12 protein-coding genes are annotated in these 20,534 nt (G+C 75.1%); 7 read left to right on the top strand and 5 right to left on the bottom strand.

What is annotated here, in order from left to right:
* Positions 1-294: 294 nt before the first annotated feature.
* On the bottom strand, positions 295-843 hold the full coding sequence (locus IE108_RS02980) for a MarR family winged helix-turn-helix transcriptional regulator (RefSeq protein ID WP_064728653.1): 549 nt from the start codon (positions 841-843) through the stop codon (positions 295-297).
* A 136-nt stretch (positions 844-979) separates the two neighbouring features.
* On the opposite strand from IE108_RS02980, the gene IE108_RS02975 reads away from it, so the two are divergent.
* Entirely contained in the window at positions 980-2,257 is a 1,278-nt protein-coding gene (locus IE108_RS02975; RefSeq protein WP_064728654.1) for an MFS transporter, read from the top strand.
* Positions 2,258-2,294: 37 nt separating this feature from the next.
* Here the strand turns inward: IE108_RS02975 and IE108_RS02970 are convergent, their stop codons facing one another.
* Entirely contained in the window at positions 2,295-3,944 is a 1,650-nt protein-coding gene (locus IE108_RS02970; protein WP_064728655.1) for an ATP-binding SpoIIE family protein phosphatase, read from the bottom strand.
* Between the two features lie 170 nt (positions 3,945-4,114).
* On the bottom strand, positions 4,115-5,494 hold the full coding sequence (locus tag IE108_RS02965; RefSeq protein ID WP_064728656.1) for an NAD(P)/FAD-dependent oxidoreductase: 1,380 nt from the start codon (positions 5,492-5,494) through the stop codon (positions 4,115-4,117).
* Positions 5,495-5,866: 372 nt separating this feature from the next.
* Here IE108_RS02965 and IE108_RS02960 point away from each other — a divergent pair, with 372 nt between their 5' ends.
* A complete protein-coding gene (locus IE108_RS02960) occupies positions 5,867-6,673 on the top strand; it encodes a TetR/AcrR family transcriptional regulator (RefSeq protein ID WP_079163567.1) in 807 nt (268 codons plus the stop codon).
* Positions 6,674-6,935: 262 nt separating this feature from the next.
* Positions 6,936-8,942 (top strand): sigma-70 family RNA polymerase sigma factor, encoded by a 2,007-nt coding sequence (locus IE108_RS02955; RefSeq protein ID WP_189397566.1) that lies wholly within the window; start codon positions 6,936-6,938, stop codon positions 8,940-8,942.
* A 24-nt stretch (positions 8,943-8,966) separates the two neighbouring features.
* On the opposite strand, the gene IE108_RS02950 is transcribed toward IE108_RS02955, so the two are convergent.
* On the bottom strand, positions 8,967-12,245 hold the full coding sequence (locus IE108_RS02950; protein ID WP_064728659.1) for an ATP-binding protein: 3,279 nt from the start codon (positions 12,243-12,245) through the stop codon (positions 8,967-8,969).
* 396 nt (positions 12,246-12,641) lie between these two features.
* On the bottom strand, positions 12,642-14,759 hold the full coding sequence (locus IE108_RS02945; RefSeq protein WP_189397565.1) for an asparagine synthase-related protein: 2,118 nt from the start codon (positions 14,757-14,759) through the stop codon (positions 12,642-12,644).
* Positions 14,760-15,494: 735 nt separating this feature from the next.
* Here IE108_RS02945 and IE108_RS02940 point away from each other — a divergent pair.
* From IE108_RS02940 to IE108_RS02925, 4 genes are all read left to right on the top strand, one after another.
* Positions 15,495-16,916 carry an NsdA family TPR-like regulatory protein gene (locus IE108_RS02940; RefSeq protein WP_064728661.1) on the top strand — a complete coding sequence of 474 codons (1,422 nt, stop codon included), beginning with the start codon at positions 15,495-15,497 and terminating at the stop codon, positions 16,914-16,916.
* Between the two features lie 75 nt (positions 16,917-16,991).
* On the top strand, positions 16,992-18,197 hold the full coding sequence (lhgD, locus tag IE108_RS02935) for an L-2-hydroxyglutarate dehydrogenase (RefSeq protein ID WP_064728662.1): 1,206 nt from the start codon (positions 16,992-16,994) through the stop codon (positions 18,195-18,197).
* A complete protein-coding gene (gene trmB / locus IE108_RS02930; protein ID WP_064728663.1) occupies positions 18,194-19,081 on the top strand; it encodes a tRNA (guanosine(46)-N7)-methyltransferase TrmB in 888 nt (295 codons plus the stop codon). Before lhgD ends, trmB begins: the two co-directional genes overlap by 4 nt.
* Positions 19,082-19,091: 10 nt before the next feature.
* The gene (locus IE108_RS02925; protein WP_064728664.1) at positions 19,092-20,501 is read left to right on the top strand and encodes a PrsW family intramembrane metalloprotease; all 1,410 of its coding nucleotides are present in this window, start codon (positions 19,092-19,094) and stop codon (positions 20,499-20,501) included.
* Positions 20,502-20,534 lie beyond the last annotated feature (33 nt).

The following is a 20,534-nucleotide window of genomic DNA, read 5'->3' as shown; positions in this document are numbered from 1 at the left end:
TCGGGCTCTGATTCCCCGTCAGAGGGGGCTGTCTTCCCGGCTGTTGGGCCGTTCCGACGTCTCAAACCTTAGCGGACCTTGGCGGTGTTTCCCAATCGGGGTCTACCTGGCCGTCGAGCGCCATTCGGAATGGAATTCGGACATGCCGAAGTCATTCCCATTGGGTGCTCGTGCTGGTGGTTTGGTTGCCGCTGCTGCGGCGGAGGTGATGCTGCGGAACCGTTACGGCGCCGTGGCAACCCGAAGAACTTTACGGATCGGGCAGGAGGCTGTCAAGCGTCCCTGTCAAGATCTTTAATCGAGGTCGCTGAGCCGGCCGCCGGCGTCCGGCTGGGCGTGCTCGACCCTGCGCAGCAGCCGGGTCAGCACCTCGCCGAGGGCGGTCCGGTCGTCCGGAGAGAGGTCCTGGAGGAGATCCTCCTCGAAGACGGAGGCGAGGCGCATGGCCTCCAGCCACTTCTCACGACCCTCCGACGTCAGCTCGACGATGACGCGGACCCGGTTCGTCTCGTCGCGCTCCCGGGTGACCAGCCCCTCCGTGACCATGCGGTCGATGCGATGGGTCATCGCCGCAGGGGTGAGGCCGAGCCGCTTGGCGAGGTCGCCGGGGCCCAGCCGGTAGGGGGCGCCGGAGAGGACCAGCGCCTTGAGCACTTCCCAGTCCGTGTTGCTGATGCCCAGGTCGGCGGTCTGCCGCCCGTACGCGACGTTCATGCGGCGGTTGAGGCGGGACAGGGCCGAGACGATCTTCTCGACCTGGGGGTCGAGGTCCTGGAACTCGCGCTGGTAGGCGGCGATCTGTTCTTCGAGTGGCGGTTCGCCGGCGCCTGAGGTGTCGCCCATGGCCGCAGTATGGCACGACTCTCCTTTGCCTTGAAGTCCTTCACTATGTACTCTTTACCTTCGAACTTTAGCTTCTAAGTCTTCAGCTCTAACGGCTGGAGCGATCGACCCGGAGAGGGTGAACGTGACCAGGGCAATGGGCGCCGCGATGCGCCGGATTCACGTGGGCAACGCACTCAGTGCGTTCGGACTCGGCTTCACCGTCCCCTACCTGTACGTCTATGTGGCGCAGGTCCGGGGGCTCGGCTCCATGACGGCGGGCCTCGTGCTCGCCGTCTTCGCCGTGGCCGCGCTGATCGTGCTGCCGTTCGCCGGGCGGGCCATCGTCCGGCGGGGCCCGCTGCCGGTTCTGCTCGCCGCCCTGGTCACCGCCGCGCTCGGCGCGCTCAGCCTCGGCCTGTCCGCCTCGGCGGCGACCGTGCTGCTGTCCGCCGCCGCGCTGGGCGCGGGGCAGGCCGTGATGCAGCCGGCGCTCGCGACGATGATCGTCGACTGCTCCACGTCGGAGACGCGGTCGCGCGCCTTCGCCATGCAGTTCTTCCTCCAGAACCTGGGGCTCGGCGTCGGCGGGCTCATCGGCGGTCACCTGGTCGACGCGACCAGCGCCTCGTCCTTCACCCTGCTGTTCGCCATCGAGGCGGCGATGTTCCTGGTGCTGGTCGCGGTGATGGCGACCGTGCGGGTGCCGCGCGCCCCGCGCGTGGAGGCCGTTCCGGGCCAGGCGTCCGGGGGCAGCTGGAAGCAGCTGCTGGGCAACCGCGCGATGGTGCAGCTGTGCGTGCTGGGCTTCGTGCTGTTCTTCGCCTGCTACGGCCAGTTCGAGTCCGGGCTGAGCGCGTACGGCGTCGAGGCCGCCGGGATCACCACGTCCGCGCTGGGGACCGCGCTGGCCGCGAACACGCTGATGATCGTGGTCGCGCAGTTCGCGGTGCTGAAGTTCGTGGAGCGGCGGAAGCGGTCGCGCGTGATCGCCGCCGTGGGTCTGATCTGGGCCGTGGCGTGGGCCGTGGCCGGTTACGCCGGGCTCGGGCACGGCAGCCAGACGATGGCGACGGCCGCCTTCATCTCGACGTACGCGCTGTTCGGACTCGGCGAGGCGATGCTGTCGCCGACGCTGGCGCCCCTGGTGGCGGACCTGGCGCCGACCGGCCTGGCCGGGCAGTACAACTCCGCCTTCGCCCTGGTGAAGCAGCTCGCGCTGGCGATCGGGCCAGCGGTGGGCGGGCCGCTCGGGGCCTCGCTGCACGCTCCGTACATCGTGGCGTTCCTGCTGTTCTCGCTGGGCATCACGGTGCTGGCGGTGCGGCTGGGACGGCAGCTGACGGAGGTGCAGAACCAGCCGTCGCTGGCCCGCAGCCGGGTGGTCACGCAGGGCCGGGCGCCCGCGGACACGGTGGCGGCCGCGGAGGCCTGATCCACGGCGGTGGGGGGCCGTGGCGGGCCCCGGTCCGTCACGGCTTCGGCAGGACGAACTCGCACCAGACGGCCTTGCCGCCGCCGGGGGTGCGCCGCGACCCCCAGTTGGTGGCGATGGTCGCGACGATGGCGATGCCCCGGCCGGACTCGTCCCCCGGCTCCGCGCGCCGGCGCCTGGGCAGGTGGTCGTCGCCGTCGGTGACCTCGATGATCAGGCGCCGGTCGGTGCGGCGCAGGCGCAGCCGCATGGGCGGGGTGCCGTGCTGGAGGGAGTTGGCGACCAGCTCGCTGGTGGCGAGGACGCCCAGGTCGTGCAGGTCGGGAGGGAAGCGCCAGCTGGCCAGGACGCCGGAGGCGAAGGCACGCGCGCGGGGGGCCGCTTCCACGCCGCCGAGCAGTTCGAGGGCGGCGTTGCGGAACAGCTCCGCGTCGGCGCCGGTGCGCGCGGGGTGCTGGAGGACGAGGACGGCGACGTCGTCGTCGTGGTCCGGGGTGACGCCGGCGGAGCGGACCAGTCGGTCGCAGATCACCTGCGGGGTGCCGGTCGCGCCGGACAGGGCGCGTTCCAGGGCGGCGATGCCCTCGTCCAGGTCCTCGTCGCGGCGCTCCACCAGGCCGTCGGTGTAGAGGACGGCGGTGGAGCCGGGGGCCAGGGAGATCGAGCCGGAGGTGTGCACCCAGCCGCCGGTGCCGAGCGGGGGGCCGGTGGGCTCGTCGGCGCGCTGGACCGTGCCGTTCTCGTCGCGGACGAGGATGGGCAGGTGCCCGGCGGACGCGTAGACCAGCCGGCCCTCGTTGGGGTCGTGGATGGCGTAGACGCAGGTGGCGATCTGGTTGGCGTCGATCTCGGTGGCGAGGCCGTCGAGGAGCTGGAGCACCTCGTGCGGGGGCAGGTCGAGGCGGGCGTAGGCCCTGACCGCCGTACGCAGCTGGCCCATGACGGCCGCGGCGCGGACGCCTCTGCCCATGACGTCGCCGATGACCAGCGCGGTGCGGCCGCCGCCGAGGGTGATCACGTCGTACCAGTCGCCGCCGACCGCGGCCTCGGTGCCGCCGGGGTGGTAGGTGGCGGCGACGCGCAGGTCGTCGGGTTCCTCCAGTTCCTGCGGGAGCAGGGAGCGCTGGAGGGTGACGGCGGTCTCGCGCTGGCGGCGTTCGCTCGCGCGGAGGCGGGCCGCGGCCTCGGCGTGGTCGGTGACGTCGGTCGCGAACACCAGGACGCCGCGGTCGCCGCTGCCGTCGCCCTCGGTGACCGGGGTGCAGGTGAAGGTGTACGAGCGGCCGTCGGGGGCCTTGCGGGACTTGAGGGTGCGGGGTCTGCCGCTGCGCTGGACCTGGTCCAGGAGCGGGAAGAGGCCCGGTTCGTCCAGCTCGGGGAGGGCTTCACGCGCGCGTGCCCCCAGGTCGCGCATGCCGAAGGCGGCGACGTAGGCGTCGTTGACGTAGGCGAGGCGGTGGTCGGGGCCGTGCACGAGGGCGACCAGGGCCGGGACGCGGCCGAGGACGTCGCGCACCGGCAGGTCGTCCACGGCGGGGACGGGCGGGGCCTCGTCGGTCAGCTGCTCGACGCGGGCGGCGGGTACGGAGCCGTCGGGGCGGCGGTCCGGGGAGACCGCGGGGTCGGTCCGCGCTGCGGCGCGGCGCTGCGTTCCGGGGAGTCGGGCGCTCCAGCGCGTGAAGTTCACGAATCCTTGCCTCGTGTAGTTGTCGGCGGCCGGAGGCCGGGTCGGGCCGGGACCCGGGGCCGCGCGGGGCGAGCGGCGGCGCGCCCGCGGTGGTGGACCAGTCTGGCAGGGTGCCGGCCGGGCCGACATCCGTCAGACGCGGCGGCGGGTGGGGGAGTTCCCGGGTCCGGTCAGGACGACCCCTTCGGGTTGTGCGGTGGCTCCTGGGAAGGCTTTCCACCGGCCGCGAGTTCGAACTCCGCCCGCGGATGTTCGAGTGAACCCAGGGAGACGATCTCCCGTTTGAAGAGTCCGGCGAGGGCCCATTCGGCCAGTACGCGCGCCTTGCGGTTGACGGTGGGGACGCGGCTGAGGTGGTAGGCGCGGTGCATGAACCACGCGGGGTAGCCCTTGAGCTTGCGGCCGTAGACGTGCGCGACGCCCTTGTGGAAGCCGAGGGAGGCGACGGAGCCGGCGTACTTGTGCGCGTACGTCTCCAGGGGCTCGCCGCGCAGGGCGTGCGTGACGTTGTCGGCGAGGACCCTGGCCTGGCGGACGGCGTGCTGGGCGTTGGGCGCGCAGTCGCGGCCGGGTTCGGCGGCGGTGACGTCGGGGACGGCCGCGGCGTCCCCGGCGGCCCACGCGTGCGGGGCTCCGTCGACCGACAGGTGGGCGGTGCAGGTGAGGCGGCCGCGGTCGTCGAGGGGCAGGTCGGTGGCGGCGAGGATCGGGTGGGGTTTGACGCCGGCCGTCCACACGACGGTGCGGGTGGGGAAGCGGGAGCCGTCGCTGAGGACGGCGACGCGGTCGGTGCAGGAGTCCAGGCGGGTGTCGAGGCGCACGTCGATGTTGCGGCGGCGCAGCTCGGTGACCGTGTAGCGGCCGAGGTCCTCGCCGACCTCGGGCAGGATGCGGCCCGACGCCTCGACGAGGATCCACTTCATGTCCTCGGGGGTGACGTTGTGGTAGTACCGCGCGGCGTAGCGGGCCATGTCCTCCAGCTCGCCGAGGGCCTCCACGCCCGCGTAGCCGCCGCCGACGAAGACGAAGGTGAGGGCGGCGTCGCGGACGGCCGGGTCGCGCGTGGAGGAGGCGATGTCCATCTGTTCGAGGACGTGGTTGCGCAGGCCGATGGCCTCCTCGACGGTCTTGAAGCCGACGCCGTGGTCGGCGAGGCCGGGGACGGGCAGGGTGCGGGAGACCGAGCCGGGCGCGAGGACGAGTTCGTCGTAGGGCAGCCGGCGGGCGCCGGTGCCCTCCTCGTCGGTGGCGAGGGTGGTGATGGTGGCGGTGCGCTCGGTGTGGTCGACGGAGCGCGCCTCGCCGATGACGACGCGGCACTGGCCGAGGAGGCGGCGCAGGGGCACGACGACGTGCCGCGGGGAGATGGAGCCGGCCGCCGCCTCGGGGAGAAAGGGCTGGTACGTCATGTAGGGGTCGGGGGTGACGACCGTGATCTCGGCTTCGCCCCGCCGGAGTTCACCCCTGAGGTTCCGCTGCAGACGCAGGGCCGTGTACATCCCGACGTAGCCACCGCCGACAACGAGAATGCGCGCACGTTCCTTCACCATCCCATGACGCACCCGGCGCTTGCGTTTGTCCACAGGCTCGTCGATTTGTGTGACCGGAGATCGCGAAGGCGCGTGCGGGGGCGCGAGACCGTGCCGAGGCGCGGTCGCGCAGGTCAGCGGGGGTGCGGGAGGGGGTGCGAGGCGGCACATTCGGCGCGTATGCGATCCGTGCTCCGATCGGGGGCCGCGCTGTGCGGAACGTGCCCCTTCTGAATTGACCCTCGCTCAACTATGTTCTTTCCGACGGGGTGCTGGGGGATGCGCCCGCCGGGTCCGCGACGGGCGGACCGCGGCAGGGCCGGTTCTGCGCACTCCGGCATTCGATGGCGGGGAGAGTCTCCGGGGGGAGACGTCATTACCGGGGGATTGTCTATGCATGTGCAGGATTCTCATTGGTCGTCCGCGTCGGCCGTCGCGCCCGGTGGCGCGATGAGTGCGACGGCGGGCGGCACACGCGGAGACGCGGCACGGAGCGCGCCGTTGCGCGTGGACGCCCAGCGCAATCTGGAGCACGTGCTCCGCGCGGCCCGCGAGGTCTTCGGCGAGCTGGGCTACGGCGCGCCGATGGAGGACGTGGCCCGGCGCGCGCGGGTCGGCGTCGGCACCGTGTACCGGCGCTTTCCGAGCAAGGACGTGCTGGTCCGGCGGATAGCCGAGGAGGAGACGGCGCGGCTGACCGACCAGGCCCGGGCGGCGCTCGGGCAGGAGGACGAACCGTGGTCGGCGCTCTCGCGCTTCCTGCGTACGTCGGTGGCCTCGGGCGCCGGCCGGCTGCTGCCGCCGCAGGTGCTGCGCGTCGGGGTGGCCGATCAGGCCGACGGCGCCCAGGTCGTTGACGGCGTCGACGGCGCCCTCGCGGCAGGTGAGCCGCGGGTGCCGCAGCAGCGGATACAGCCGGGCGCGGGCGAGCTGCGGCTGGTGCCGGAGGAGCCGGTGGCGGCCGGTGCGCAGGCGTCCGTGGAGGTCGATCACGGCGCGGTGGCGCTGCTGGAGGTCGTGGGCCGGCTCGTGGAGCGGGCGCGCGCCGCGGGCGAACTGCGGTCGGGCGTCACGGTGTCGGACGTGCTGCTGGTGATAGCCACCGCGGCGCCCTCCTTGCCGGACCCGGCACAGCAGGCGGCGGCTTCGGCCCGGCTGCTGGACATCCTGCTGGAGGGGCTGCGCTCGCGTCCGGCCTGACGGTTGCGGCAGTCGGGGGCGGGACCAGGTGTCTTCGGGCACGGCCTCCGGGGTGCCCGTGCGGCGGCGCCGGGGTGCCCCCCTGTCGGGGGCCGCTCCCGGGGGCGCTGATCCTTCCCCGAACTGCTGAGCGTCATTACCGCCGGACCACAAGTCCCCTCGGACGAGTGGTGATCCGCGCTCGGGGGTCCTGAACAAAAGCCAATATGGCACTCTGACGCCGTGTTCGGACTGGGTGGGCAGGCGGCGGGGGCTTTCCGCGATGAGCGTTGACGGGCGGGGCGGGTCACTCGGTGACGGCGACGGCGGGCCCGGCGGCACCGGTCCCGCCGGCTCACCGCAGGTTCCGGGCCAGGGCGGCCGGGCCGGCTCCCCGCGCGGCGGCGCCCCCGCGGGCGACGCGGGCCGGACGGGCCCGGGTGCCGGCGCCGCCGAGGCCGGTGCCGCCGGATCCGCCGTGCCCGCCCAGCGCGAGCTGCACGAGGACAGCGTCCTGCCGCCGGCCCCCGGTTCCGAGGACCCCGGCATCCTGCCGCCGCCGCGCGAGGTCCCGGCGTCCGACGCCGAGCTGATCGAGGGCATGCGCGCGGGCGACGACACGGCGTACGAGGAGCTGTTCCGGCGCCACGCGGACGCGGTGCGCCGGTACGCGCGTACCTGCTGCCGCGACGCCCACACCGCGGACGACCTCACGGCCGAGGTCTTCGCCCGCATGCTCCAGGCGGTACGCGGCGGTTCGGGGCCCGAGCACGCCGTGCGGGCCTACCTGCTCACCGCCGTCCGCCGGGTGGCCGCCGGCTGGACCCGCTCGGCCGGCCGGGAGCAACTGGTCGACGACTTCGCGGTGTTCGCCACCCAGGCCGCACGGACCTCCAAGGGCCCGGACGACGACACCCTGGAGCTGGGCGCCGACGTCCGGGCCATGCGGCAGGCCGAGCAGTCGATGGCGATGCGCGCCTTCCGCTCGCTGCCGGAGCGGTGGCAGGCCGTGCTCTGGCACACCGAGGTCGAGGACGAGTCGCCCAGCGAGGTGGCGATGCTCTTCGGCCTGGACGCGAACGGCACCCGGGTGCTCGCGAGCCGGGCCCGGGAGGGTCTGAAGCAGGCCTACCTCCAGGCCCACGTCAGCGACACCCTCGCCGCCGACGAGGAGTGCGCGCGCTACGCCGACCAGCTCGGCACGTACGCGCGCGGCAGGCTGCGCATCCGGGCCGAACGCGGGCTGCGCAAGCACCTGGAGGAGTGCGCGCGGTGCCGGCTGGCCGCGACCCAGATCGAGGAGGTCGCGAGCGGTATCCCGGGCGTGGTGCCGCTCGCCGTCATCGGCTGGTTCGGAGCCGCCGGGTACGCCAAGGCCGCCGGGCTGATCGCGGGCGGCGCGGGTGTCGGCGCGGCGGGCGCGGCGGCCGGTGGCGCGGGCGGCGGTTCGGGCGCGGGCGGCGGCGCCGCGGCCTCCGAAGGGCTGGGCGCGCCGGTGAAGGCGGGCATCGCGGCCGGAGTGGTCGCCGTGGCCGCCGCCGCGGCGCTGGTCTTCGCGCTGGCAGGCGCCGACGACCCGGCGGAGCGCCCCGCGAACGCGGCCCCGCCCGCCTCCGCCCCGGCCCCTCCGCCGCCACCCGGCTCCCCGGCGCCCTCACCGCGCCCGCCCCGCCCCCAGCCCCCCGCACCCACCCCCGACCCGACACCGCCCCCGAAGCCCACCCCGACACCGGAGTCACCCGAACCCACCCCCACCCCCACCCCGAAGCCCACACCCACACCGACCCCGAAACCCCCCACGCCCACCCCCGACCCGACACCGCCCCCGAAGCCCCCACCACCGCCCCCGCCGGCCCGGACCGTCTACCAGTGGAACGAGCTGGCGTACGACGTGACCGGCGACGGCACCGGCCCCGAGATGCGGCTGGCCGGGAGCAGTTGGGTGTGGCAGCGCTCCGCGCTGTCGGTCGGCGAGGTGCGGTACGCGCACGGGGTCACCGTGCACGGCCGCTCCTCCGTCACCATCGACCTCAACCGCTCCTGCTCGTCCTACGACGCGCTGGTCGGCGTCGACGACCTGACGATGAAGCTCGGCAAGGTCCGCTTCTCCGTCCACGCCGACGGGGTCCGGCTGTGGAACTCCGGGGTGGTGGCGGGCGGCGACCCGGCGGTACCGGTCCACGTGGACGTCTCGGGGCGCGAGAGCGTACGCCTGGTGGCCGAGCCGCACGGGCCCCTGGACGCGGCGACGCTGGCCGACTGGGCAAGCTCGCGCTTCACCTGCGCCTAGCGGCGCCCGGCGGCGCCAGGGGATCTACGGGACCGACTGCCGCATCCGCGCGTCGGCCACCGCCTCGTCCAGTTCGTCCAGGACGTCCCGCGGCGTGAGGGCGGCGCCGGCGGCCTGCTCGGCGGCGTGGCGCGCCTCGCCGAGGGCGGCCAGGGCGGCGGCGCCGGCCCGCTCGGCGTGTGCGCGGTCGGGCATGGGCCGGGGGCGGTCGCCGCGCCACTGTCCGGCGGCGCCGAGCAGCCGGGCCGACCGGGCGTGGTCGCCCAGGCGGCCCAGCAGTTCGGCCGCGCTGTCCACGAGGGCCGCCACGACCAGGTCGGCGCAGTGCTTGCGTACGGCCGCGCGGAGGGCCTCCACCAGCAGCGGCAGCCCCTCGCCCGCGCCGGACTCGCCCGCCGTCACGAGGGCGTCCACGAGTCCCAGCATGGCCAGGAACTGCGGCGGGGGCGTGCCCCGGACGCACTCCGCGCGGGCCGCCTCGCACAGGGCCCGCCCCCGCGCGAAGTCCTCGTCCTCCACCGCGAGGCCGGCCCGCAGCATCAGGACGAAGGCCTTGGAGTCCACGACGCCGTACCGGTCGGCGGCGGCGCCGGCCCGGTCGAGCACGGCGAGTGCCTGGCCGCGGTCGCCCGCGCGGTAGGCGATCTCGGCGAGCCGGGCGATCAGGAAGGGCGACTCCGCGAAGGCGCCCACCTCCTCGGCGAGCCGCAGCGCCTCCTCGTACTCGGTCCTGGCCTCCTCGAAGTGGCCGCGTGCCATGGCGTGCTCGCCGAAGGCGCTGCACACCTGGGCCTCCACCAGGCGGTCGCCGATGCGGCGGCTGCGTACGCGCATCTCCGCGAGGTCCTCGTCGATGCCGGACAGGCCGCCGGAGGAGTCGACCACGGCGTGGGTGCGGAACATGAGGCTGGCGGCGATCTCCCACTCACCGCCGTGGACACGGCAGTTGGCGACGGAGGCGTCCATGACCTCGCGCACGTCGTCGGAGTCGCTGACGAAGAACTGGGTGAGCGGCCAGATGAGACCGGGCACCCGGGCCGCCTCCGGGCCGCCGGCGGCGAAGTGGTCCCGCAGCCGGACGACGTAGCGCCGCATCCGCTCGTCCAGCCGCCCCTCGCCCGGCCCGGCCTCGAAGGTGAGGAGGAGGTGCATCATCCGGACCCGCATGCGCAGGGCGTGCAGCGGGTGCCCGGTGTCGTCCGCCGGGACGGCGAGGAGGGCGTCGACGGGGTCGGCGGCGGCCGTGCGACGCGCGAGGACGTCCGGCGCGGGCACCTCGGGGCCGCTCGCGTCCAGGGCGGCACCGAGGCGCAGGGTCCGGTCGAACCACCTGATGCCCTCGTGCCGGTAGTTGCGCAGCCACCAGAACCATCCCATCGCGAGGACGAGGGCCGCGGCCTCCGGCTCGTCACCGGCGACGAGGGCGCGGTCGAGGGCGGCGCGGATGTTGTCGTGCTCGCTCTCCAGGCGGGCGATCCACGGCAGTTGACCGGCGGAGCGCAGCTGCGGGTCGGCCTTCTCGGCGAGCGAGCACGCCCAGGCGCGGTGGGCGCGTTCGGCGTCGGCGCGCAGGCCGGGCCGCTCGGCGGCGCGTTCGGTGGCGTACTCGTGGATGGTCTCCAGCATGCGGTAGCGCATGCCGGTGCCGTGGGGGCCGGGGGCGGCGACGACCAGGGACTTGTCGACGAGGGAGCCGACGAGGTCGGTCGCGGGGCCGGTGCCGACGGCCTCCGCGGCGTCCAGCTCCCAGCCGCCGGCGAAGACGGACAGCTGCCGCAGCATGGTGCGTTCGGCGTCGTCGAGGAGGTCCCAGGACCAGTCGACCACCGCGCGGAGGGTCTGCTGGCGGGGCAGGACGGTGCGGCTGCCGGAGGTGAGGAGGCGGAAGCGGTCGTCGAGCCGGTCGGCGATCTCCCGGGGCGTCAGGACCCGCAGCCGGGCCACGGCCAGTTCGATCGCGAGGGGGAGCCCGTCGAGGCGCCGGCAGATCTCGGCGACGGCGGACTCGTCGCGCAGCAGGGCCGCCGCGTCGGGCCGTACGGCGCTCGCGCGGGCGGCGAAGAGCCGCTGGGCCTGGTCCGGGGCGAGCGGTTCGACGGGCCGCACCGACTCGCCCGGGACGCCGAGGGGTTCACGGCTGGTGGCGAGGACGGTGAGGTCCGGGCAGCGGGTCAGGAGCGTCTCGGTGAGGCGGGCCACCTCGTCGACGAGGTGCTCGCAGTTGTCGAGGACGAGCAGCAGGGCGCGTGGCGCGCAGTACTCGACGAGCAGGTCGACGGGGTCGCGCTTGAGGGACGGCCGGTCGCCGGTGACCAGGACGGTCTCGCGCAGTCCGAGCGCGTTGACGAGGGCGCCGGGCACGGCCTCGGGCCGGTCGAGCGGGGCCAGTTCGACGAGGCGGGCCCCGGGCAGCGCGGCGGCGGCCTCCTCGGCGAGACGGGTCTTGCCGGAGCCGCCGGGTCCGGTGAGGGTGACCAGCCGGGCCGTGCGCAGTTCGGACCGCACGGCGTCGAGTTCCCGTTCGCGTCCCACGAAGGACGTCAGCCGGGGCCGGATGTTCCCGCCCGGCACCGGAGGCTCGGCGGGCCGGGCGGCGGGAGCACCGAGCAGCTCGGCGTGCAGGGCGCGCAGCCGGGGGCCCGGCCCGGTCCCCAGGCCTTCCGCCAGGGCGCGGCGGGCGTCCTCGTAGGCGGCCAGGGCGTCGGCGTCGTGGCCGGCGGCGCGCAGGGCGCGGATGAGGAGGGCGTGCAGGGGTTCGTCGTAGGGGTGGGCGGCGGTCAGTTCGCGCAGCCGCGGTACGGCGTCGTGGGCGTCGCCGAGGCGCAGGCCGGCTTCGATCCGGGCGCGGGTCGCCTCCAGGCGCAGGGCGTCCGGGCGGGCGGCGGCGCCGGGGAGGTCGGCGAGCGCGGGCCCGCGCCAGAGCCCGAGGGCCTCGTCGAGCCGCCGGGCCGCCGTGGCGGCGTCGCCGTCCTCCAGGGCCTCGGTGCCCTGCCGGACCAGCCGCTCGAAGACGTACAGGTCGACGTCCTCGCGCCCCGCCTCGAGCCGGTAACCGCCGGGGGCGGAGCCGACGGCGTCCTTGCCGACGGTACGGCGCAGGCGGCCGACCAGGGCCTGCAGGGCGGCCGGGGCGTCCCGCGGCGGGTCCTCCGCCCAGACCTCGTCGATCAGCGTGTCGGGGGTGACGAGGCGCCCCGGGCGCAGGGCGAGGGCGGCGAGCAGCGCGCGCAGGCGGGGCCCGCCGGGGGTGGTGACGGTGCCGTGGTCCTCCGTCTGGGCGATTCCCAGGATTCTGTACCGCACGGGTTCATTGTCGCCGGACGGGACGCGGGGGTGCGGGCGCTGGGGATGGGTGACGCGGCCCGGCGTTCACATGTCACCCGGGGTGGGTGCGGGGCCGGAGGGGGTGACGCGGCCCGGCGTAGCGGGGTGCCGCCCGCGCCCACCCGTGCCGCCCCAGGCGGCACGACTGCCCGCGGAGAGCGCGAAGCGGGTTGGCCGCGTACGGCGAGAAGGGGGTGTGCCGGGGGGTGTCCGCCCGCAGCGGTTGGCGCGTCAACGGACCGCACATCTTGAGACACCGATTCCGCGCCGTTCCGAGGACGGACACCCCCCGGCGCACCCCCGACCCACCCCCAACCGAAGGCGCAACGCGCACCCCCACCGAACCAGCCACAGGCCGCCGCAGGCACCCCGCCCCTACCCCCGCCGCACCACAGCCCCCGCCCCGCCCAACGCCCCCCGCTCCGGCGCGATCCCCCCGGGCACCGCCCGCTGCCGTGCCGGCGTGCCCGTCCAGCACGTGCCGCGGCGGGCCAGCAGACGCCGCAGCCACAGCTCCAGGGAGACCAGGTCCGCCACCCCGTCCAGCGGCAGCGCCTCCCCCGCCGCCACCGCCCGCACCGCTTTGCGCACCACCCGCGCCTCCACCAGCCCCGCCTGCGCGAGCAACGGCGTGTCGAAGAGCCCGAGCAGCGAGTCCGCGGACACCCGCAGCCCCGCCCGGGACGCCGTCGCGGCCAGCCCCTGCGTGGGCGCCCCCCACCCGCTCGGCAGCTCACTCACCCCCGCCCCCTCCAGCACCGTCCGCAGGATCACCCCCCGCGCCCCCGGCTGCACCCGCAGCGCCTCCGGCAGCGCCCGGCACGCGCGCACGACCTGGTTGTCGAGGAACGGCGCGTGCAGCCGCTGGAAGCGGATCTCCGCCGCCTGCTCCAGCACCCGCACGTCCGCGGCCCGCCGCGCCAGCGCCGTACGCGCGCGGAAGTCACCGGGCCGCTGCCCGGGCCCCACCCCCGACCGCTGCGAGGAGGTCTGAAGGCGAACCGATACTTCAGCCAGCGCCTCTCCGGTCAGCCACCGCGCCGCCGGCCCGGCCCCGGCCCAGGTCAGCGCGGCGAGGGACGCGTCCATCGCCCCGTCCCCGAGCGGGTCGAACCGCCGTCTCAGCAGCCGCTCGGCGAGCACTTCGAGCCCCGTCCGGTAGGGCGTCCGCGCCAGCCGCCGTGCCGCCCCGTACACGCGCGCGGGCACCAGCACGGACCCGTCGGCCTTGGCGAGCGCGGCGACCGGCCGCACGAGGTGGCGCCGTTTGCGGTCCATCAGCAGGTCGGCGAGGCGCGCCGGATGGGCGTCCAGCACCTCCCGCGCCCCGTACCCGGTGAAGTGGTCCGCGCTGCCCGCCGCCAGCCGCGCCCGGTGCCGAGCGGCCGCGACGAGGGACGGTCCGGGTTCGTCGGTGAGCGGCCCGTCCAGGTCCGCGTAGGGCAGCATGTCCTCCCCGCCGGTGACCACCACGTGGTGCAGCCGGGGATTGGCCGCCAGCGCGCCCGCCCGCACCAGCTCGGCCTCCTGCCCGCCGGCGGCGAGGTCGTTGAAGGTGACGGCCAGCAGCCGCTCCCCCGCGCCGGTGCCGTGTCCGAGCACGGTCCCCGGCATCCCGGGCAGCCCGGCGGCCAGCAGCGCGAGGGTGCCCGAGGCCGGGCCGCCGGAGAGGTCGGCCCCGATGCCCGGCACCGGCATCCCGCGCGCGGCCCGCCGCTCCGCGGGCCCCATGCCCGGGACGGGCCCGGGGTCGATGCCGTCCCCGGGGACGTGCCGGGGCGCGGCGAGCCGGGTGCGCACGGCTTCCACGAGGGCGTCGCGCACCCCGTCCACCGCGCGGTCGGGATCGGCGGAGGGCGCCGCGACGGCGAGCGAGGCGACCGGCTCGTACCCGGCGATCTCGCGCGCCCCGGCCCGCAGGATCAGCGCGTGTCCGGGCGGCACGCGCTTCACGCCGTCGTACGGGGTGGAGTCGTCCAGCGCGGCGGGCACGTCGGGCGCGGCGAGCAGCGCGGCGAGGTGGCCGAAGTCGAGGTTGGCCTCGACGAGGTCGGCGAGCGGCAGGGCGGCGGTGGCGTAGGCGGTGCCGCCGGACCAGGGGGTGTGGAAGACGGGCCGCGCCCCGGCGAGGTCTCCGCAGACGGTGATCCGCCGGCCCACCTGGACGACGGCGGTGTAGCTGCCGGGCCACGCGGTCAGGTGCCGCAGGGCGCCGCCGCGCGCGGCGAACAGGGCGACCCGCAGCTGCTCGTCGGAGGCGCCGCAGATGCCGAGGACGGCGATCCGGGTCTGCGGGTCGGCGGTGACGACGCGCACTTCGTCGGGGCGCCAGTCGCCGACCGCCCACAGCGGATCGGGGTCGCCCCACAACGGCTGGGCGCCGACGGGCTGCACGGTCTCGCCGTCGTAGCCGGTGGCGCCCGCGGAGCCGGCCGCGCCGGTGATCCCCGCGGCTCCCACGGCGGCACTGCTCCACCCCACCAACCACCGCATCGACGCCTCCACAGGCTGGGGACAACCAGTGCACCGTACGAACTGGTTCCCCATGCTGCCATGAAGGGCGCGCCACAGAGCAGCGGCGGAGCCGCACGGGCTCCCGTGAATGCGTCCTCGCGGTCACCCGGCCGGGACGCCAACTCCTGTTCCGCTTCCGCTCGGTAGCCCTGCGGCACTCCTTCCGCACCCCACCCGGGGTCGCGAAGACGATGCGAATGCGCCCCCGAAACGCGCCGTTTTGGCTCCCCCTCGCGCCCTCAACTCCCGTGGTGAGGACGGATCTACGTCCCGAACACCGGGGCTTGTTTTCAGCCAAATCGACGACGCACGGACACGCTCGAACACGCTGCGTGCGGATGACGCACAAGCTCCCCGCCGGCCTGCCGGCGCTCGGCCCGGGAGGCGGGACTCGCCCCCCGGGCCGGTCCGCCGCCCGCGGGGATGTAGGCGGCGGTGTCCCCCAGCCCGCTGGATCCAGTACAGCGGGCCGACCCACGCACCGACCATGGAACCGCTCCCCCGATGGCCGGAGAAGAGCGCACGGACGGGCGCACGGCCACACACCAGGAGCACGCCGCAACGGACCGTGCACGCACCGCACTTGAGTACGGACCACAATCCCGCCATCCGGAACAATGCCTCTTAACGCCTGGGATCCGGCGAACTACGCTGGGTTTACGAATGCCGCGTGGTTATGCCAGCGCGGCAGCCGTCTGTGTCGAGGGGTGGCGCATGTCCAGGGAGCAACGCGGGCCGAACGAAAAGCTCGGCGCCGTTCTCGCCCTCGCGGGAATCAGCAACGCAGGACTCGCCCGGCGCGTCAACGACCTGGGCGCCCAGCGCGGGTTGACGCTGCGCTACGACAAGACGTCGGTGGCGCGCTGGGTGTCGAAGGGGATGGTGCCGCAGGGTGCGGCGCCGCACCTCATCGCCGCCGCCATAGGGCAGAAGCTGGGCCGCCCGGTGCCGCTGCACGAGATCGGCCTGGCGGACGCGGACCCCGCACCCGAGGTGGGCCTCGCCTTCCCCCGGGACGTCGGGCAGGCGGTCCGGTCCGCCACCGAGCTGTACCGGCTCGACCTAGCCGGACGCCGGGCCGGCGGCGGCATCTGGCAGTCGCTCGCGGGCTCCTTCGCGGTGAGCGCGTACGCGACACCCGCCTCGCGATGGCTGATAACCCCGGCCGACAGCTCGGTGGCGCGCGACGTGGGCCCGGCCGAGGGCTCAGGCGCACCGCTCAAAGTCGGCCACAGCGATGTGCAGAAACTGCGCGAGGCCGCCGAGGACGCGCGCCGCTGGGACTCCAAGTACGGCGGCGGCGACTGGCGTTCGTCGATGGTCCCCGAGTGCTTACGCGTCGAGGCGGCACCCCTGCTGCTCGGCTCCTACTCCGACGAGGTCGGCCGCGCCCTGTTCGGCGCCTCCGCGGAGCTGACCCGGCTGGCCGGCTGGATGGCCTTCGACACCGGCCAGCAGGAGGCGGCCCAGCGCTACTACATCCAGGCGCTGCGCCTGGCCCGCGCGGCGGCCGACGTCCCGCTGGGGGGCTACGTCCTGGCCTCGATGTCCCTGCAGGCCACCTACCGCGGCTTCGGCGACGAGGGCGTGGACCTCGCGCAGGCCGCCCTGGAGCGCAACCGGGGCCTGGCCACCGCGCGCACCATGAGCTTCTTCCGGCTGGTCGAGGCGCGCGCCCACGCGCGGGCGAACGACGCGGTGGCGGCCGGCGCCGCGCTCAAGGCCGCCGAGAGCTGGCTGGAACGCGCCCGTCCCGGTGACAGCGACCCGTCGTGGCTGGGTTTCTACTCCTACGACCGGTTCGCCGCCGACGCGGCCGAGTGCTACCGCGACCTGAAGGCACCACGCCAGGTACGCCGCTTCACCGAGCAGGCCCTGTCGCAGCCGACGGAGGAGTTCGTACGCTCGCACGGGCTCAGGCTCGTCGTGTCGGCGGTGGCCGAGCTGGAGTCGGGCAACCTGGACGCGGCCTGCGAGCAGGGCGTGCGGGCGGTCGAGGTGGCCGGCCGCATCTCCTCGGCCCGCACCACCGAGTACGTGAAGGACCTCCTGCACCGCCTGGAGCCGTACGGGGACGAGCCGCGGGTGGCGGAGCTGCGCGAGCGCGCGCGCCCGCTGCTGGTGACTCCGGCCTGATCCACCGCCCGCTTCCGGGTTTGAAGGCATTGTCAGTGGCGCAGTGCACTATCGGAGCCGGGAGGTGGACCGGGAATGGAACGAGCGTTCGACTGCGACGTACTGGTGATCGGTGGCGGCATCGTCGGCCTGTCGACGGCCTACGCGATCACCCGCGCCGCCCCGGGCACCCGGGTCACGGTCCTGGAGAAGGAACCGGGCCCGGCCCGGCACCAGACCGGGCGCAACAGCGGCGTCATCCACAGCGGGGTCTACTACCGCCCGGGCTCGCTGAAGGCGCGCTCCGCGGTGCGGGGCGCCGCCGAGATGGTGAAGTTCTGCGCCGAGTACGGCATCGCCCACGCCGTCACCGGCAAGCTGATCGTCGCCACCGACCGCGCCGAGCTGCCCCGCCTGCACGCCCTCGTCCAGCGCGGCCGGGAGAACGGCATTCCGGTGCGCGAGCTGGGCGCCGCCCAGATCCAGGAGTACGAGCCCGAGGTCAGGGGCCTCGCCGCCATACACGTCGGCACCACCGGCGTCTGCGACTACGTCGCCGTGGCCCGGCAGCTGGCCCACGCCTCCGGCGCCGAACTGCGCTACGGCGCCGAGGTCCGCCAGGTGGACCGCCGCCCCGGCACCGGCGTCGCCGTCCGCACCCGCTCCGGCGAGGTGCTGCGGGCCCGCGTCATGGTCAACTGCGGCGGACTGCACTGCGACGAGATCGCCCGCCTGACCGGCGACGACCCGGGGATGCGGATCGTGCCGTTCCGCGGGGAGTACTACGAGCTGGCCCGCCCCGAGCTGGTGCGGAGCCTGGTGTACCCGGTGCCGGACCCGGCGTTCCCCTTCCTCGGGGTGCACCTGACGCGCGGGATCGACGGCGGCGTCCACCTCGGGCCCAACGCGGTCCCGGCGCTGGCCCGGGAGGGCTACGGCTGGGGCGTGGTCCGGCCCCGCGAGCTGGCCGCGACGCTGGCCTGGCCGGGCTCCTGGCACATCGCCCGGCGCCACTGGCGGTACGGGACCGGGGAGCTGCACCGCTCGCTGTCCAAGGCCGCCTTCACCACCGCCGTGCGCAGACTGCTGCCGGCGGTGGCGGAGAGCGACCTGGTGCCGGCGCCGGCCGGCGTGCGGGCCCAGGCGGTGCTGGCGGACGGGACGCTGGTGGACGACTTCCTGATCAAGGAGGGCGCCCACGCGGTGCACGTGCTGAACGCGCCCTCCCCCGCCGCCACCGCCGCCCTGCCGATCGGCCGGGAGGTGGGCCGCAGGGCGCTGGCCCTGCTGGGAGGGTCATGAGCCCGGCACGCGCGGGCCGTAAAATCGGGGGCACTGTGTCTGATCTCCCCAAGGCCTCCGACGCCCACCAGCCCGCCGACGCCCATGCCGGCGCCTCCCTGCGGCACACCCGCGCCAAGGGCGAGCCGCGCTTCCCCGACGGCCCGAAGGCCGACCCCGCCGGGTCGCACTTCGAGCGGCGGATCCGCAGCTTCCAGCCCCGGCGCAGCCGCGTGACCACCGGACAGGCGGACGCGCTGCAACGGCTGTGGCCGCTGTGGGGGCTGGACGTGGACGGGCAGCGCGACCTCGACCTCGGCGAGCTGTTCGGCGACGCGCGCCCCGTCGTCCTGGAGATCGGCTTCGGCATGGGCGAGGCCACCGCCCGGATGGCTGCGGCCGACCCCGGCACGAACATCCTCGCCGTGGACGTCCACACCCCGGGCCAGGGCAACCTCCTCGCTCTCGCCGAGCGGCACGGGCTGTCCAACATCCGGGTGGCCAACGGCGACGCGATCATCCTGCTGCGCGAGATGCTCGCCCCCGGCTCCCTCTCCGGCCTGCGCGTCTACTTCCCCGACCCGTGGCCGAAGACGCGCCACCACAAGCGGCGCCTGATCCAGGCCGAGTTCCTGACCCTGGCCGCGACCAGGCTCGCGCCGGGCGCCCTCGTGCACTGCGCCACCGACTGGGAGCCGTACGCCGAGCAGATGCTCGACGAGCTGACGGCCCACCCCGACTTCGAGAACACGGCGCCCGGGGGCGGCTTCGCGCCGCGTCCCGCGCACCGGCCGCTGACCCGTTTCGAGGGCCAGGGACTGGACAAGGGACATGTGGTGAACGACCTGCTCTTCCGTCGCGTACCGCTTCGCGACGCCCACGAAGAGCAGCCCCCCACCGGTTAGGGTCCATGCCGTGGCCACCAGTCCCCCGTGTCCGACGCCTCAGCCGGCGTATCCGCGTACACATCCGCACTGGTGGCAGCGCCCCTGGGTGCGCTACGGCGCGCTCATCACCCTGCTCGCGCTCTCCGGCCTGGTGATCCTCGCGCTGGTCCGCGAACAGACCGGGACCCAGGGCTTCCTGGTCGGGCTCGGCCTCGCGGTCCTGCCCGTGCCGCTGCTGGCGGCCGCCTTCCGCTGGCTGGACCGGGTCGACCCCGGTCCCTGGCGCAACCTGCTGTTCTGCTTCTCCTGGGGCGCCTGCGCGGCGGCCCTCATAGCGATCGTCGCCAACAGCTTCGCGACCCGATGGATAGCGACCGCCACCGCCGACCCGGCGAGCGCGGACACCCTGGGGGCCACGGTGATAGCGCCGGTCGTCGAGGAGTCCGCCAAGGCCGCCGCGGTCCTCCTGGTCTTCCTCTTCCGCAGGCGGGACTTCACCGGCATCGTCGACGGCGTGGTGATCGCGGGGGTCACCGCCACCGGCTTCGCCTTCACCGAGAACATCCTCTACCTGGGCACCGCCTTCGGCACCGACCAGCTCACCGGCTCCGGCGGCATCGCCTCGGTCACCGCGGCCACCTTCTTCGTCCGCGTCGTGATGTCGCCGTTCGCGCACCCGCTCTTCACCGTGCTCACCGGCATCGGCTTCGGCGCCGCCGCGCTCTCCGCCGGCCGCCACCGCCTGCGCCGCGCCCTGCTCCCGCTGTCCGGCCTGCTGCTCGCGATGGGCGTGCACGCCCTGTGGAACGGTTCGGCCGCCTTCGGCGAGTGGGGCTTCTACGCCGTGTACGCCGCCTTCATGGTGCCCGCCTTCGGCCTGCTGACCTGGCTGGTCATCTGGACCCGGCAGCGCGAACTGGGCACCGTGCGCGCGGAGCTGCCCGCCTACGTGGCGGCCGGGTGGCTGACGCCCGCCGAGCCGTACGCGCTGGGCTCGATGCGGGCCCGCCGCGTCGCCCGGCAGCACGCGCGCCGGCACGGCGGCAAGGAGGCGGCCCGCGCGGTGGCCCAGTACGAGGCGTACGCGACCTCACTGGCGTTCCTGCGCCGGCGCGGCCGCCGGGGCGGGGCGGGCGCCGACTACGGCGTGCGCGAGCGGGAGATGCTGGACGCGCTGTGGCACCGGCGGGACGCGGCCCGCCCGGCCCTGGACCACGCGGCCCGGACGACGGCGCCGCCCGTGCCCCGAACCGCCCCGCCCTGGGCCTACCCGTACGGGACGTACGGCCCCTACGGCGGCGCTCCCCCGGGGCCGTACCAGGCCCCGTTCCCGTACCCGGCGCACCCGCCCCACCAGGCCCGGTCGCCCTATTCCGCTCCGGCGCCCCAGGTCCCGTACGCCCACCCGTACGCGCCCCCGGATCCCTACCGGCCCTAGCCGGGGACGGCCGGGGACGGCCGGGCGCCCCCG

Origin of the sequence: Streptomyces parvulus, assembly GCF_014648855.1 — a bacterium.
GTDB lineage: Bacteria > Actinomycetota > Actinomycetes > Streptomycetales > Streptomycetaceae > Streptomyces > Streptomyces parvulus.
The sequence above is the reverse complement of the archived record's forward strand: the minus strand, read 5'-3'. Positions and strand labels throughout refer to the sequence as shown.